Here is a 14,618-nt window from a genome sequence, read left to right as displayed (position 1 = left end):
CGCACGGCCCAAGACTGGTGATGTGATGAGTTCGGAGTCACCATGAAGGTCAAGCCGAGCGTGAAGAAGATCTGCGCGAAGTGCCGCGTGATCCGTCGTAACCGTCGGATCATGGTCATTTGCTCGGACCCGCGCCACAAGCAGCGCCAGGGCTAGTACCCCGGCTCGCTGACCGCGGCTTCCGCACAGCGAAGACCCGGTAGGGGGAGTTCTTCCCCACCGGGCACGTGAAACAACGAAAAACCTGTTCCGATCTCCCGCCCGCTGGTGGTGGGGGAGAACCCCCGGTCGGAGGCCGGGGCCTCGTCGATTGGGCGACGAGAGGATGGAACGGGTCAGACCTCCGCATAATGCATGGATGGAGTCTCGCCCACATGGCACGTATTGCCGGCGTTGACCTCCCCCGCGACAAGCGGGTGGAGATCGCTCTCACTTACGTTTTCGGGGTTGGCCGTACTCGCGCCCTCGAAACCCTGAAGAACACCGGTGTCGACGGGAACACCCGCGTCTACCAGCTGTCCGAAGAGGACCTGGTCAAGCTGCGCGAGTGGATCGACGCCAACTACCAGGTCGAGGGTGACCTGCGACGCGAGGTCCAGGCCGACATCCGTCGCAAGATGGAGATCGGAAGCTACCAGGGCATCCGCCACCGTCGTGGCCTTCCGGTCCGCGGTCAGCGTACGCAGACCAACGCCCGTACCCGCAAGGGCAAGAAGAAGACCGTGGCTGGCAAGAAGAAGGCCGGCAAGAAGTAGTCCGCCTCGGACCTGTCAACCGCGTCCGAGAAGACACACACGGACCGATGATCTCTGGGAGTTTCGCTCATGCCGCCTAAGGGCCGTCAGGGTGCCGCGCGCAAGGTGCGCCGCAAGGAAAAGAAGAACATTGCCCACGGGCACGCTCACATCAAGAGCACGTTCAACAACACGATCGTGAGCATCACCGACCCCACCGGTGCGGTGATCGCGTGGGCCAGCTCGGGTCAGGTCGGCTTCAAGGGGTCGCGTAAGAGCACCCCCTACGCCGCGCAGATGGCCGCTGAGGCCGCTGCCCGCCGCGCCCAGGAGCACGGCGTCCGCAAGGTCGACGTCTTCGTGAAGGGCCCGGGTTCCGGCCGGGAGACCGCCATCCGTTCGCTGCAGGCGACCGGTCTTGAGGTTGGCTCCATCCAGGACGTCACCCCGGTCCCGCACAACGGCTGCCGCCCGCCGAAGCGCCGCCGCGTCTGATCGGCACCGGCACCCGCGCCTCCTACCGCGCGGGTGCCCCGTGGTGCGCCCGCCGCGGCCCCTGTCTGGGGCCGCGCGGGCAGGGTAGGAATCCGAGTAGAGGGCACCGCCGATCCGGAGGTGCCCATCCGGTGGCCGTCAAATAGCGGGCGGCCATGTGGAAGGGAAGACACGGACCATGTTGATCGCACAGCGTCCCACGCTCGCCGAGGAAGTCGTCTCGGACCTGCGCTCGAGGTTTGTTATCGAGCCGCTGGAGCCGGGCTTCGGCTACACCATCGGTAACTCGCTTCGGCGTACCCTGCTGTCCTCCATCCCCGGTGCGGCTGTGACCAGCATCCGCATCGAGGGCGTCGAGCACGAGTTCACCACCGTGCCCGGGGTCAAGGAGGACGTCACCGAGATGATCCTCAACCTCAAGGGCCTGGTCGTCAGCTCCGAGCACGACGAGCCGGTTCTGATGTACCTGCGTAAGCAGGGCCCCGGTGTGGTGACCGCCGCGGACATCGCTCCGCCGGCCGGTGTCGAGGTGCACAACCCCGACCTGCACATCGCCACGCTGAACGGCAAGGGCAAGCTGGAGATGGAGCTGACGGTCGAGCGCGGCCGCGGTTACGTCTCGGCGACGCAGAACAAGCAGCAGGGCCAGGAGATCGGTCGGATCCCGATCGACTCCATCTACTCGCCGGTGCTGCGTGTGACCTACAAGGTCGAGGCCACCCGAGTCGAGCAGCGCACCGACTTCGACCGCCTGATCGTCGACATCGAGACCAAGCCGGCCATCCGTCCCCGTGACGCCGTGGCCAGCGCGGGCAAGACCCTGGTCGAGCTGTTCGGTCTGGCGCGTGAGCTCAACGTCGATGCCGAGGGCATCGACATGGGCCCGTCGCCGACGGACGCCGCGCTCGCGGCGGACCTGGCGCTGCCGATCGAGGACCTCAACCTCACGGTCCGGTCCTACAACTGCCTCAAGCGTGAGGGCATCCACAGCGTTGGTGAGCTGGTTGCCCGCTCTGAGCAGGACCTGTTGGACATCCGCAACTTCGGTGCCAAGTCCATCGATGAGGTCAAGCAGAAGCTCATCGACATGGGCCTGTCCCTGAAGGACTCCCCGCCCGGATTCGACCCCAGCACCGCGGCCGACTCCTACGGCTCCGAGGACGACGAGGGTGAGTCCTTCGTCGAGACGGAGCAGTACTAACCTTCGTCGCCCCAAGGTCCCCGGCCGAGTGCGGCCGTGGACCGCATCACTAGGAGAACGACACCATGCCCACGCCTACCAAGGGCGCCCGTCTGGGTTCCGGGCCCGCTCACGAGCGGCACATCCTGGCGAACCTCGCCACCTCGCTGTTCCAGCACGGCCGGATCCGCACCACGGAGGCCAAGGCCAAGCGCCTGCGTCCGTACGCCGAGAAGCTCATCACTCTCGGCAAGCGCGGTGACCTGCACGCCCGTCGTCAGGTGCTGACCAAGATCACGGACAAGTCCGTGGTGCACGAGCTCTTCACCGAGATCGGTCCGCGCTACGAGAACCGTTCCGGTGGTTACACGCGTATCACCAAGATCGGTCCGCGCAAGGGCGACAACGCCCCGATGGCGGTCATCGAGCTGGTCGAGGCGCTGAGCGCCCCCGCCGCTCCGGCCGCTGCGGCTGCCGCTCCCGTCGAGGAGCCGGTCGAGGCCGAGGCCACCGAGGTCAAGACCGAGGAGGCCGCTGAGGCCCCCGAGGCTGCCGAGGAGAAGGCCGCTGAGAAGGCTGAGAGCTCGGAGACCGAGAGCAAGTAGCGCTGACGCGCCCAGGGCCCCGGCCCGCGCGACACGCTCATGGAGTGCCCGACCCTGCGGGGGTCGGGCACTCTTCTTTTTGCGGGTGGGTCTGAACGGGGGCGCGAATGGACGAGGTGGGAATGGACGAGAAAGCTACGGCCGAGAGCGAGACGCTCGAGAAGGAGACGACTGTCCGGCTGCGGATGGAGATCGCCTACGACGGCACCGACTTCTCCGGGTGGGCCACTCAGCCGACCCGGCGCACGGTGCAGGGTGAGCTGGAGTCGGCCCTGGCCAAGGTGCTACGGCTGCCCGAGGTCTCGGTGACATGCGCCGGGCGTACCGACGCGGGGGTGCACGCCCGCGGCCAGGTGGCCCAGGCGGACATCCCGCTCACCACGTGGGAGAGCGAGGGGGAGCGGGTACTGCGCAGGCTCGCCGGGGTGCTCCCCAAGGACGTGCGGGTGAACGGGGTGCGGCTGGCTCCGCCGGGTTTCGACGCGCGCTTCTCGCCGCTGTTCCGCCGCTACGTGTACCGGATCAGCGACGCGCCCCACGGCGTGGACCCGCTGCGCCGCCGGGACGTGCTGTGGCACCGGCACCCGGTCGACGTGGACCGGATGAACGAGGCCGCCGCGCTGCTGGTCGGGGAGCACGACTTCGCGGCCTTCTGCAAGAAGCGGGAGGGTGCCACGACCATTCGCGAACTGCTGCGGCTGGAGTGGATCCGGGAGAGCGAGTACCTGATCGCCGGGACCATCCAGGCGGACGCCTTCTGCCACAACATGGTGCGTGCGCTTGTGGGCGCCCTCCTGGCGGTGGGGGACGGGCGGCGCGAGGTTGAGTGGCCCGGCCGGGTTCTGGGGGCGGCTGTGCGTGATTCGTCGGTGCACGTGGTCGGTCCGCAGGGGCTGAGCCTGGAGGAGGTCCGGTATCCGGCGGACGAGGAGCTGGCGGAGCGGGCCAACCTGACGCGACGGGTACGGGAGCTGCCCTGCAAGGGGCACAGCGAGTAGGGGCCCGACGCGTAGGGGCATGCGGGCGGAGACCGAGGCTCCCGAGGTCGGTGAGAGGTCAGTACGCGAGACGGCGCCACCCCGGTTGCCCACAGCCTGTGGACAACCGGGGTGGCGCCGTTTTCGTGTGTTGCCGCGGGGTGCCCGGGCCGGGGTCAGGCCCGGTCGTCGGCGAGGGTGTCGTAGGCGGTGTCGATGAAGCCCTCACCGATGTCGCGCAGCTCGGTGGCGTTGGCGCCGTCCTCCTCCGCGTCGCCGCTGCCGTCGCTGTTGGCGGACAGTGCGAAGAGGAGGTAGCGGCCCCACTGGCCGCTACTGCCGTGGCCGCCGGAGTAGCCCAGGCGCTCGGCGGGGGTGCCCTCCTCGCCGGGGAGCCCGGCGAACCACTGGGCTCCGACCAGGTCCTGTGAGCCCATGGCTGTCTCGGCCTCGTCATCGCTGGGCATGGCCGCGATTCCCACCGTGACGGCGTGGTTCTGGTCCTCGCTCAGGTAGGAGGCGCGGACCAGCTGGCGGCAGTCGTTGTCGGCCAGGATCTGGCCGTACTCGCCGTGGGTGCCCTCGGAGCAGTCCTCGCTGTCGTCGACGGCCACGCGGCTGAACGTGCCCTGGCCCTCGATCTCGATCGACTCCGGGAACAGGCTGTCCGGGGAGAGCGTGCCCGGGTCGCTGCCCTCGTCCGCGACGGTGACGGCGTTGGCCCCGCCGCCGGAGCCGAAGCCGCCGCTGGCGAAGTAGAAGGCGCCGCCGCCCGCGATCAGGAGCAGGGCGACGAAGGCCGTGCCCATGAGGATGCCGCGCTTCTTCGACGGCCGCTGCGGGTAGCCGTCGTCGTAGTCGTCGTAATCGTCATAGTCGTCGTAGTCGTCCTGGACGCGCTGGACGTCGAACTGTGCGGTGTCGGCGCCCGCGTCCTCGGGCACCTCGTCGCGGTACAGCGGACGCGCGGCGGGTCCGGAAGGGGCGGCGGGGACCGCGTTCAGGCTCTGGGTCGCGCCCATGGCGTCGGGCGGGAAGACCGGCTCCTCCGCGGGCCGGGGCGGCGCGGGCGGCGGAGGCTGGTGGCCGGGGGCCGCGGGAGGCAGGGCTCCGGCAGGCGCTCCGTGCGGCGGCATTCCGGGCGCGCCGGGACCGCCGGGCGGGAGGGAGTTCGGTGGGGGCGGGATCTGCTGGTGCATCGGCGGCTGACCGCCGGTGGGCATGCCCTGCGGGCCGCCGGGCGGGGGGCCCTGGGGCGGTCCGGGGTGGCCCGGGAACTGGCTGGGGGGCGCCTGCGGCGGACGGCCCTGCATGTGCGGCGGGACCGGGGCGCCCTGCGCGAGCCCCGGCCTCGGGGCGCCGGGCGGGGGACCCTGGGGCGCGCCGGGCGGGATGTTCGGTCCGCTCTGGGTGAGATGTCCCATGCCGGGGTGGCCGCCGGTCGGGCCGCTGGGAGGGCCCGGGAGGGGGCCGCCCGGCCGGGGGGCGTTCTGGGGTGCCTGGGGGGTGTTGGGCGGCAGCGGCGCCTGCGGGCCGCTCGGTCCGGCATGCGGAGGGAACTGCGGTCCGCTCGGTGCCGTCGGGTGGCCCTGTGGGCCCCGGAAGCCCTGCGGGCCCAGTCCTCCCTGGGGATTCTGGCCTCCCTGGGGATTCTGGCCTCCCTGGGGGCCGGGGCCACTTTGGGGACCCTGCCCGCCCTGGGGGGCCTGCGGGAACTGGCCGGGTGGCGGGAAGCCCTGCGGGGGTTGCGGCGCCTGCGGGCCGCTCGGTCCGGCGTGCGGAGGGAACTGCGGTCCGGAGGGACCCGCGCTGGGAAACCCTGGCGCACCGGGCGTGCCGAACGGCTGCTGCGGGCCCGGTGTGGGAGGCTGGCCCTCAGGCTGGGAGGGCGACCCGAGCAGGTCCGGACCTTCGCCGCCCTCCGGCTGGAGAGGTCGTCCGTCTGGGCCGTACTGAGGCGGGTTCGGATGGGTGCTGATGGGAGTCTCCGAAGGCTCTGAGGGTGGGACTGGGCCGCGGTGCGCCGGGCCCGTGGCCTGTGTCCGCGCGGTGGCGTCCGTGTTGGATCGGCGTGTTCCGGCGACCGTGACGGGCGTCTCCAAAGTTCACGTCATCGCCCGTGATACCGGGCGGAGCGTGGCCTTTCGGTGCAAGGGTAACCAACGCGCGGGCGGGAGCAGGACGAAGCACTCCCGGCAACAGGCATAATAAAAGGCGGAGAGGTCACGGATGTGAACCCGTCCCGGCGCTTTCCCGCCAGACGAAATCCCACCGGTCGACCCGGCGCGCTTTGACCTGCGTTAGGGTAGACAGGTAGGATATTTCGTCGTTGTGCGTTGAGTTGCCGTGGGCCCCAAACTCCCGAAGCTGGGTGCCGATCCACGCACCATCGTCTGCGCACTCACGACCGGGTCGTCCTGATTGGACATGGGACATCCGGCCAAGTAGCAGCCCCGCACCCGCGACGGCTGTTCCCGGCCCCGCACCCGTTGGGGTGTTCCGTAATACGAGTCCACCATCCCGTTCGGGATGGGGCAGCCGACTGAAGAGCGAAGGCAAACGATCGTGCGCACATACAGCCCCAAACCAAGCGATGTCCAGCGTCAGTGGCACGTTGTTGACGCGACCGATCTCGTGCTCGGGCGTATGTCGAGCCAGATCGCCACGCTGCTTCGGGGCAAGCACAAGCCCTACTACGCGCCCCACATCGACACCGGCGACTTCGTCATCGTCGTGAACGCCGAGAAGGTCGCGCTGACCGGTAAGAAGCTCGACCAGAAGCGCGCTTACCGGCACTCCGGTTACCCCGGTGGTCTGCGTTCGATCGCGTACGCCGACCTGCTGGAGAAGAACCCCGAGCGGGCCATCGAGAAGGCCGTCAAGGGCATGCTCCCCAAGGGCTCCCTCGGCCGCCAGATGGCCAAGAAGCTCAAGGTGTACGCCGGCGCGGAGCACCCGCACCAGGCCCAGCAGCCGGTTCCGTTCGAAATGAAGACGATCGCGCAGCCCGCCTAGGCGTTCGCAGACTTTTACAGGAAGCACGAGGATCACCGTGGTCGAGCCCACCGGCATCGAGAACGTCGAGCAGGAAATCGCCGACAACCCGGAGGAGTTCCCCTCCGAGTACACCAGCGAGTCGGACGAGGCGACTGACGCCGCCTACGTCCCCACCGCCTCCGGCCCCAGCGCCGGCACCGGTCGTCGCAAGCAGGCTGTCGCCCGCGTCCGCATCGCCCCCGGTTCGGGCGAGTGGAAGATCAACGGCAAGCCGCTTGACGTCTACTTCCCGGACAAGGTCCACCAGCAGACCGTCAAGGACCCGTTCGTCTCCCTCGGGTTCGACGGCGCCTACGACGTCTTCGCCCGTCTGGACGGCGGCGGCACCAGCGGCCAGGCCGGCGCCCTGCGTCACGGCATCGCCCGTGCGCTGGCGACCCTGGACGCCGAGAACAACCGCCCGACCCTGAAGAAGGCCGGTTTCCTCACCCGTGACGACCGCGAGGTCGAGCGGAAGAAGGCCGGTCTCAAGAAGGCGCGCAAGGCTCCGCAGTTCTCCAAGCGCTAATGCTCATGCGCCGGCATCTGCTCGGCTGAGCTTTCGCCCGTGCGTCGTCCCCGCTGTCGGGGCGGCGTACGGGCTTTTGGTTTTTCACGGTGGCTCTCTCCGCCACGCTGAACTTCACCGGCGCCGTTCCCCGGCGCCGCTTTCGAAAGGGGCTGTCGCCTGTGGCTCGGCTGTTCGGAACCGACGGCGTACGCGGTCTCGCGGGACGAGACCTGACCGCTTCGCTCACCCTGGAACTGTCCATCGCGGCGGCGCGGGTCCTGGCCTCCGCCGATGAGGACCGGCGTCCGCTTGCGGTCGTGGGCCGCGATCCGCGCGCGTCCGGTGAGTTCCTGGAGTCCGCGGTCGTCGCGGGTCTGGCCAGTACCGGCGTGGACGTCGTGAAGGTCGGTGTGCTGCCCACCCCGGCCGTGGCGTACCTGACCGGTGTTCTGGGCGCCGACTTCGGCGTGATGCTCTCGGCGAGCCACAACCCGGCCCCGGACAACGGCATCAAGTTCTTCGCCAAGGGCGGGCAGAAGCTCGAGGACGCCCTGGAAGAGGAGATCGAGGGCATGCTCGGCGTCCCCTCGACCCCCGCCGTGGGCGAGGCGGTCGGTCGGGTTACCGAGTCCCACGACGGCGCCGAGCTCTACACCAAGCACGTCCTGGACTCCCTCTCGCACAGCCTCAAGGGCCTCAAGGTCGTCATGGACTGCGCCAACGGCGCGGCCAGCACGGTCGCCCCCGAAGCGCTGCGCCGGGCGGGCGCGGAGGTCATCGCGATCGGTGACCGGCCCGACGGTCACAACATCAACCAGGGCTGCGGTTCCACCAGCCTGGGCACCCTCCAGGAGGCGGTGCGCCTGCACGGCGCGGACGCCGGTATCGCCAACGACGGCGACGCCGACCGCTGCCTGGCGGTGGACGCCGAAGGCAACGTGGTGGACGGCGATCAGATCCTCGCGATCCTGGCCACCGAGGCCAAGGACGCCGGGCGCCTGGTCGAGGACACCCTCGTGGTGACGGTCATGTCCAACCTGGGCCTCAAGCTCGCGATGGCGCGCGAGGGCATCACCGTGGTGGAGACCGCGGTCGGTGACCGGTACGTGTTGGAGGAGATGAAGCGCGGCGGGTTCGGCCTGGGCGGCGAGCAGTCCGGTCACGTGATCCTGCTGGACCACGCCACCACCGGCGACGGCTTGCTCACCGGCCTGCACCTGCTGGCCGCGATGGCCCACCGCAAACAGGGCCTGGCCGAGCTGGCCAAGGTGATGACCCGCCTGCCGCAGATCCTGATTAACGTCCCCGACGTGGACAAGGCGCGCGCCGCGGAGTCCGAGGAGCTGGCCGCGGCCGTGCGCGAGGCCGAGGCCGAACTGGGCGAGACCGGCCGGGTGCTGATCCGCCCCAGCGGGACCGAGCCCAAGGTCCGCGTCATGGTGGAGGCCCCCGAGCAGGAGCAGGCCACCGCCGTGGCCGAGCGCCTGGCCGGGGTGGTCCGCTCCGCGCTCGGCTAGAACCGAGGCTTTTCACGCGCACCCGGGCATGCCGTGCACTTTCGCACCGAGCAGCCCGGGTGCGCGTTTTCGTGTGTGAACGGTGTGGTGGGGCACCCCTCGGGGAGGGCCCTGCCTAGGGTCGAAGGCCCGGGACCGAACCCCTCGGGGCGGCGGAGTGGAGCGGACATGATGACGTATGGGCACTCCCTGACCATCGGGGTGGACATCGGCGGGACCAAGGTGGCCGCCGGTGTGGTCACCTCCGGCGGCCGGGTGCTGGCGCGCTTGCGCACCGAGACCCCGGAGAGAAGCAAGAGCCCCTCGGTGGTGGAGGACACGATCGTCGCGGTCGTGTCCGAGCTGCGCCAGGAGTACCGGGTGCGGGCCGTGGGGGTGGGCGCGGCCGGGTTCGTCGACGAACGCCGCTCCCGGGTGCTGTTCGCCCCGCACCTGTCCTGGCGCGAGGAACCGCTCCGGGACGCGCTGTCGGTCCGCCTGGGCCTGCCGGTGGTGGTGGAGAACGACGCCAACGCCTCCGCCTGGGCCGAGGTCCGGGCGGGTGCGGCCAGGGGCGTGGACGACGTCGTGGTGGTGAACCTGGGCACCGGGATCGGCGGCGCGATCGTCCTGGACGGCGCTCTGCACCGCGGCCGCTACGGCCTGGCGGGCGAGTTCGGGCACATGACCGTGGTCCCGGGCGGGCACCGCTGCGAGTGCGGCAACCGCGGCTGCTGGGAGCAGTACGCCAGCGGCAACGCGCTCACCCGCGAGGCGCGCGAACTGGTGGCGTCGGAATCTCCGGTGGCCGAGGTGCTGCGCCAGGCCGTGGGCGGCGACCCCGAACTCATCACCGGACCGCTGGTCAGCGAACTGGCCCGCAAGGGCGACCGTGCCTGCCGCGAACTCCTCGAAGACGCGGGAGGCTGGCTGGGCGTGGGCCTGGCCAACCTGGCGGCCGCCTTCGACCCGGAGCTGTTCGTGATCGGCGGCGGGGTCTCCGAAGTGGGGGAGCTGCTACTCGGCCCGGCCCGCAGCGCCTTCGAGAAGGGCCTGACCGGCCGCGGCTACCGCCCGGAGGCCCGTGTGGTCGCCGCCGCCCTGGGAAACGAGGCGGGCATGATCGGCGCCGCCGACCTCGCCCGCGAAGCCCTCCCGAGGGGCCGCAGCCGCCGCCGACAGCAGCGTCTGGGAAGAGCCCGCTGGTGAGCGTCAGCGCCGACCGGTTAGAGCTTTCACGTCAATGTCGATGGGGAAGGGCACATTCAGTTTGAGCCGCTCCCGAGCGATGGTGATCGGCACGTACCTGGGGTCCTTCGTGCCGTCGAGCTCGAACACGTGGATCGCGGGGCCGCTCTCCTCACGCTCGATCCGCCAGAAGTGCGGGATACCGGCGGCCGCGTACTTCATCGGCTTGGTGGTGCGGTCCCGGTCCTGGGTCTGCGGTGAGACGACCTCGCCCACGAGAAGAACGTCCTCCGGGGGGATGTGGGTATCGGACCACCAGTCCGCGTCGGACTCGGGATCGAAGCGGTAGACGACCAGGTCGGCTTCGGGACGCTGGTGCTTACCCAGCTTCATCGTCATCCCCGTCAGGACATCGACCCCTGTCGGAACAGAGCTCTCGATCTCCTGGGCGAGCCGGGCCTTCACCCGCGAGTGAAATCTGGGCCCGGGGGAGAACAGGACCAGCGATCCGTCGATGAGCTCCATCCGAGGGGCTTCCGGAGGGAGATGATCCATGTCGTCGGCGGTCCAGCCACCGGGCGGGGTGCGGAACCAGTCGGGTAGCGGGTGCTCGGCGGGAGCATCGCCCTGAGGCGGGTTGGTCATGTCAAGAACGTAGCGCTGTGTGACGACAGAGCGGGGTGCTCTGCTCATATCCGGTTCTCGGGATCCGACTTGGAAGCAGCTTTCGTTCCGGAGCTGACTTCCTGGGTCTAGTCGACCAGTGTCTGCACGTCGATCTTGACCGGGAAGGGGCGCCCCACGTTGAGGATCTCCCGAGCGATGGTTGTCGGGACGTAGCTCTTGCCGGTCTCATCCAACTCGTGGACGTGGATGGCCGTCGTTCCGTCCTCGTCCTCGACGCGCCAGAAGTGCGGGATGCCGGCCTCCGCGTACTTCTGTGGCTTGACGTTGAGGTCCCGGAAACGGGACTCGGGGGAGACGATCTCCACCACCAGAAGGATGTCCTCGGGTGGGATGTGAGTGCGCTTGCGCCGTTGTCCGGACGACTCACCGGAGTCTCGGTAGACGACGACGTCAGGTTCCGGACGCTGGTGTGTTCCCAGCTTGGTGGTCATTTCCATGGACACCCGAACACCGGAGGGGGCGGCCTGCTTGAGCAGGTGCACCAGTTCCCACATCGCGTCGCTGTGGAACATGGTCTGGGGGGACATCACGATGGGCGCTCCGTCGATGAGCTCCATCCGGGGGGCTTCCGGAGGGAGGTGGTCCATGTCGTCGGCGGTCCAACCCTCAGCCGGGGGCATGAACCAGTCGGGGAGCGGCTCGGCCATCGAATCCTCCTGGGTCGATTCCTGAGCCCACTCTAGTGTCGCTGTTCTTCGCATGACAGGAAGGTAGCGCTGTGTGACGACAGAGCGGGGTGCTTTGGTCATACCCGTTTTCGCGCTTCGATCGCTGCTGGTCACGGGACTATCCGCGATTAACCGAACCCGGTTCTAGTGCGTGGGTCACATCCTCGGTAGAGTGCGGCACATGGATCTCAACGGAATCTCCGCCCTCGTCTCGGGCGGCGCGAGTGGCCTCGGTGAGGCCACCGCCAAGGAACTCGCCGCTGCCGGTGCCACCGTCGTCGTCGCCGACCTCAACGCCGAGCGCGGCGAGGCTGTCGCCAAGGAGATCGGTGGCGTCTTCGTCTCCACCGACGTCTCCCAGGAGGACCAGGTCAAGGCCGCGGTCCAAGCCGCCGCCGACACCGGCAAGCCCTTCCGCGTAGCGGTGTCCTGCGCCGGGATCGGCTGGGCCACCCGCACGGTGGACCGGAACGGCAACCCCCACGACCTGGACAGCTACCAGAAGGTCATCCAGGTCAACCTGATCGGTACGTTCAACGTGCTCCGTCTGGCGGCAGCCGAGATCGCCAAAACCGAGCCGATCAACGAGGACGGCGAGCGCGGCTCCATCCTCAACACCGCCTCCCTCGCGGGCATCGAGGGCCAGATCGGCCAGATCGCCTACTCGTCCTCCAAGGGCGGCGTGATCGGCATGACCCTCCCGGCCGCGCGCGACCTCGCCGCCATCGGCGTCACCGTGAACACCATCGCCCCGGGCATCCTCGAGACGCCCATCTACGGCGACGGCCCGGGCTCGGAGGAGTTCAAGCAGAAGCTCGCCGCCCCGGTGCCCTTCCCCAAGCGCCTGGGCACCGCCGCCGAGTTCGGCAAGCTCGCCCGGACCCTGCTCGAGGTCAGCTACATCAACGGCGAGGTCGTCCGCATCGACGGCGGCCTGCGCATGCCCCCGAAGTAGGAGGACACCGTGTCCGACGAGGTTCTCTACACCGCCGATGACGGCGTCGCCGTCATCACCATCAACCGCCCCAAGGCCAAGAACGCGGTGAACGCCGCGGTCGCCGCCCAGATCGCCGAGGCGCTGGACGACGTGGACGCCCGCAAGGACGTCAACGTAGCGATCATCACCGGCGCGGGCGGCACCTTCTGCGCCGGGATGGACCTCAAAGCCTTCATGAAGGGCGAGGTCCCGGTCGTCGAGGGGCGTGGCTTCGGCGGTTTCGCCGAGCGCGGCCCGAAGAAGCCGCTGATCGCCGCGGTCGAGGGGTACGCCCTGGCCGGTGGTTTCGAGGCGGTGCTCGCCTGCGACCTGGTCGTGGCCGCGGACGACGCCAAGTTCGGCATCCCCGAGGTCAAGCGCGGCCTGGTCGCCGGAGCGGGCGGCCTGCTGCGCCTGCAGCACCGCATCCCGCGCAACATCGCGATGGAGTTCGCCCTCACCGGCGACTTCGTCGACGCCCAGCGCCTGGCCGACCTCGGTCTGGTCAACCAGATCACCGCGAGCGGCGGCGCCCTCGAAGGCGCCAAGGCCTTGGCCGCCCGCATCACCCCCAACGGTCCGCTGGCCCTGAAGGTCTCCAAGGAGATCATCCAGGTCTCGGACGACTGGTCCAGCGACCAGATGTGGGACAAGCAGAACGAGCTGGCGGGCCCCGTGTTCGTCAGCCAGGACGCGATGGAGGGGGCAATCGCCTTCGCCGAGAAGCGCGCCCCCGTCTGGAAGGGCGAGTAGCCCTCCCCACCCCCAACGGCGGCCGTCCTCCGGGGCGGCCGCCGTCGGCGTTCCGGGAGTTCCGTAGCGTTCACAGACCGTGTGTAGCCTGGGACCCTTCACCCCGAACGCCAAGGAGACGGCTTCGTGACGCTCATTTCCACACGGAGGCGCCCCGGCCCCGGCGCTCTCACGGTTCTGGCGGTCGCCGACTCCGTGGAACGGGTCCGGCTCAGCGTCGCCATGCTCGACCGCCTCAGCTGGCCCGGGACCACCGTGGGACTGGTCGTCGTCCGTACTGGCAGCACCCCTTCCCCCGCCCGTATCCGGGAGGAAACCGAGGGCACCGGGCAGGCCGGTCTACGCGTTCCGGTCCTGACCACGAGGCAGACCCGCCGACTGGTCCGGCGCCGCCGCCCCGACGCCGTGCTGCTCAACTGCTCCGGCCCGCTCGTGGAAAGCCTCTCCTGGTCCCTGAGATCGGTGTTCCGCCGTTACCGCCCGGTGGTGGCCTCCGCCCTGCCCGCCCTGTCGGTACCCGCGGTCGAGGGGGAATGGCTGCACCGCTCCCGGGTCGACCTGGTCGTGGCGCACAGCCACCGTGAGGTCGCCGACTACAGGGCCCTGGGTGAGAAACTCGGCACCAGGGGCGAGGTCGGCCTGTCGAGCCTGCCCCTCGGAGCCCGAGAGGCAGACCAGGGAGCCGGCCGGAACCGGGTGGTGTACGCGGCCCACCCCGGGACCCCGGACACGGAACAGGGTCGCAGGCACCTCCTGCTGGCCCTCAGCGAACTCGCCGCGAAGCGCCCCGACCTCGAAGTGGTCGTACACCTGGGCCGGGAGAAGAACGCCAGCCCGGAGCTCATGGCGACCTGGCACACGCTGCTGGCCGAAGGGAAGGTCGGCGACCGCGCCCCGAACTTCCGCTCGGGCCCACTGGCCGACCAACTGAACCGGGCCCGCGGCCTGGTCGCCGCGGGTTCGACGGCCGTCCTCGAAGCACTCACCCACCGGGTGCCCGCCCTGGTCCTCACCGAGTTCGGGGTGGGCCCGCGCCAGGGCAACGCCGTCTTCGAGGACAGCGGCCTCTTCGGCACCCTGGCCGACGTCCGCGCCGCCCGTTTCCGCAGGCCCAACCGCGACTGGGGCGAGCGCAACCACTTCCACCCGCCCGCCCACGAGGACTGGGTGGAGCGCCTCCACAACCTCCACGCCCGAGCCCTGCGCGGAGAGCTTTCCTGACCCCCGCCGATGAACGTGAGGAGGGCGGTCACGAACCCCTGGGATCGTGACCGCCCTTTCGGTAGTCGTGCGTGCTGGAGCGGTCAGAGCT

Annotated in this window: 16 protein-coding genes; 13 read left to right on the top strand and 3 right to left on the bottom strand. The window is 69.7% G+C overall.

The window, feature by feature from the left end; genetic code table 11:
* Nucleotides 1-42 precede the first annotated feature (42 nt).
* From rpmJ to truA, 6 genes are all read left to right on the top strand, one after another.
* A complete protein-coding gene (gene rpmJ, locus D457_RS34365) occupies nt 43-156 on the top strand; it encodes a 50S ribosomal protein L36 (protein ID WP_082206327.1) in 114 nt (37 codons plus the stop codon).
* A gap of 218 nt (nt 157-374) precedes the next feature.
* Nucleotides 375-755, top strand: coding sequence for a 30S ribosomal protein S13 (gene rpsM, locus D457_RS0100165; RefSeq protein ID WP_017542983.1), 381 nt, complete (start codon nt 375-377; stop codon nt 753-755).
* Between the two features lie 69 nt (nt 756-824).
* A complete protein-coding gene (gene rpsK / locus D457_RS0100160; RefSeq protein ID WP_017542982.1) occupies nt 825-1,229 on the top strand; it encodes a 30S ribosomal protein S11 in 405 nt (134 codons plus the stop codon).
* A gap of 178 nt (nt 1,230-1,407) precedes the next feature.
* The gene (locus tag D457_RS0100155) at nt 1,408-2,430 is read left to right on the top strand and encodes a DNA-directed RNA polymerase subunit alpha (protein ID WP_017578622.1); all 1,023 of its coding nucleotides are present in this window, start codon (nt 1,408-1,410) and stop codon (nt 2,428-2,430) included.
* 65 nt (nt 2,431-2,495) lie between these two features.
* Complete coding sequence (rplQ, locus tag D457_RS0100150; protein WP_017578621.1) at nt 2,496-3,014, top strand: 50S ribosomal protein L17; 519 nt, start codon at nt 2,496-2,498, stop codon at nt 3,012-3,014.
* Nucleotides 3,015-3,136: 122 nt separating this feature from the next.
* Entirely contained in the window at nt 3,137-4,012 is an 876-nt protein-coding gene (gene truA, locus D457_RS0100145; RefSeq protein WP_086002173.1) for a tRNA pseudouridine(38-40) synthase TruA, read from the top strand.
* Nucleotides 4,013-4,167: 155 nt separating this feature from the next.
* Here truA and D457_RS0100140 read toward each other — a convergent pair whose 3' ends face one another.
* Nucleotides 4,168-5,415 (bottom strand): hypothetical protein, encoded by a 1,248-nt coding sequence (locus tag D457_RS0100140; protein WP_239645970.1) that lies wholly within the window; start codon nt 5,413-5,415, stop codon nt 4,168-4,170.
* Nucleotides 5,416-6,556: 1,141 nt separating this feature from the next.
* Here D457_RS0100140 and rplM point away from each other — a divergent pair.
* The 4 genes from rplM (at nt 6,557) to D457_RS0100115 (ending at nt 10,243) form a co-directional block, all read left to right on the top strand.
* Nucleotides 6,557-7,006 (top strand): 50S ribosomal protein L13, encoded by a 450-nt coding sequence (gene rplM / locus D457_RS0100130; RefSeq protein WP_026116168.1) that lies wholly within the window; start codon nt 6,557-6,559, stop codon nt 7,004-7,006.
* 37 nt (nt 7,007-7,043) lie between these two features.
* A complete protein-coding gene (rpsI, locus tag D457_RS0100125) occupies nt 7,044-7,556 on the top strand; it encodes a 30S ribosomal protein S9 (protein WP_017578617.1) in 513 nt (170 codons plus the stop codon).
* A 161-nt stretch (nt 7,557-7,717) separates the two neighbouring features.
* Nucleotides 7,718-9,055, top strand: a complete 1,338-nt coding sequence (gene glmM, locus D457_RS0100120) for a phosphoglucosamine mutase (RefSeq protein ID WP_017578616.1) — start codon at nt 7,718-7,720, stop codon at nt 9,053-9,055.
* Nucleotides 9,056-9,223: 168 nt separating this feature from the next.
* Nucleotides 9,224-10,243: an ROK family glucokinase gene (locus D457_RS0100115; RefSeq protein ID WP_017578615.1), complete on the top strand. Its 1,020-nt coding sequence runs from the start codon at nt 9,224-9,226 to the stop codon at nt 10,241-10,243.
* A 3-nt stretch (nt 10,244-10,246) separates the two neighbouring features.
* Here the strand turns inward: D457_RS0100115 and D457_RS0100110 are convergent, their stop codons facing one another.
* A complete protein-coding gene (locus D457_RS0100110; protein WP_051072827.1) occupies nt 10,247-10,867 on the bottom strand; it encodes a Uma2 family endonuclease in 621 nt (206 codons plus the stop codon).
* A gap of 107 nt (nt 10,868-10,974) precedes the next feature.
* Complete coding sequence (locus tag D457_RS0100105; protein WP_017578613.1) at nt 10,975-11,556, bottom strand: Uma2 family endonuclease; 582 nt, start codon at nt 11,554-11,556, stop codon at nt 10,975-10,977.
* A 202-nt stretch (nt 11,557-11,758) separates the two neighbouring features.
* On the opposite strand from D457_RS0100105, the gene D457_RS0100100 reads away from it, so the two are divergent.
* From D457_RS0100100 to D457_RS0100090, 3 genes are all read left to right on the top strand, one after another.
* Nucleotides 11,759-12,532 (top strand): SDR family oxidoreductase, encoded by a 774-nt coding sequence (locus tag D457_RS0100100; RefSeq protein WP_017578612.1) that lies wholly within the window; start codon nt 11,759-11,761, stop codon nt 12,530-12,532.
* A 9-nt stretch (nt 12,533-12,541) separates the two neighbouring features.
* Nucleotides 12,542-13,306 carry a crotonase/enoyl-CoA hydratase family protein gene (locus D457_RS0100095; protein WP_017578611.1) on the top strand — a complete coding sequence of 255 codons (765 nt, stop codon included), beginning with the start codon at nt 12,542-12,544 and terminating at the stop codon, nt 13,304-13,306.
* Nucleotides 13,307-13,432: 126 nt separating this feature from the next.
* Nucleotides 13,433-14,527 carry a DUF6716 putative glycosyltransferase gene (locus D457_RS0100090; protein WP_017578610.1) on the top strand — a complete coding sequence of 365 codons (1,095 nt, stop codon included), beginning with the start codon at nt 13,433-13,435 and terminating at the stop codon, nt 14,525-14,527.
* Nucleotides 14,528-14,618: the final 91 nt, after the last annotated feature.

It is taken from the genome of Nocardiopsis valliformis DSM 45023 (assembly GCF_000340985.1).
GTDB lineage: Bacteria > Actinomycetota > Actinomycetes > Streptosporangiales > Streptosporangiaceae > Nocardiopsis > Nocardiopsis exhalans.
Note: the sequence above shows the minus strand (reverse complement) of the source record. Positions and strands in the feature narration are given on the sequence as shown.

Bases quoted from the DNA above. Each gene is read 5' to 3' on its own strand.
- rpmJ (WP_082206327.1), top strand. From the start codon at position 43: ATGAAGGTCAAGCCGAGCGTGAAGAAGATCTGCGCGAAGTGCCGCGTG.
- rpsM (WP_017542983.1), top strand. From the start codon at position 375: ATGGCACGTATTGCCGGCGTTGACCTCCCCCGCGACAAGCGGGTGGAG.
- rpsK (WP_017542982.1), top strand. From the start codon at position 825: ATGCCGCCTAAGGGCCGTCAGGGTGCCGCGCGCAAGGTGCGCCGCAAG.
- D457_RS0100155 (WP_017578622.1), top strand. From the start codon at position 1,408: ATGTTGATCGCACAGCGTCCCACGCTCGCCGAGGAAGTCGTCTCGGAC.
- rplQ (WP_017578621.1), top strand. From the start codon at position 2,496: ATGCCCACGCCTACCAAGGGCGCCCGTCTGGGTTCCGGGCCCGCTCAC.
- truA (WP_086002173.1), top strand. From the start codon at position 3,137: ATGGACGAGAAAGCTACGGCCGAGAGCGAGACGCTCGAGAAGGAGACG.
- D457_RS0100140 (WP_239645970.1), bottom strand. From the start codon at position 5,415: ATGGGACATCTCACCCAGAGCGGACCGAACATCCCGCCCGGCGCGCCC.
- D457_RS0100115 (WP_017578615.1), top strand. From the start codon at position 9,224: ATGATGACGTATGGGCACTCCCTGACCATCGGGGTGGACATCGGCGGG.
- D457_RS0100110 (WP_051072827.1), bottom strand. From the start codon at position 10,867: ATGACCAACCCGCCTCAGGGCGATGCTCCCGCCGAGCACCCGCTACCC.
- D457_RS0100105 (WP_017578613.1), bottom strand. From the start codon at position 11,556: ATGGCCGAGCCGCTCCCCGACTGGTTCATGCCCCCGGCTGAGGGTTGG.
- D457_RS0100100 (WP_017578612.1), top strand. From the start codon at position 11,759: ATGGATCTCAACGGAATCTCCGCCCTCGTCTCGGGCGGCGCGAGTGGC.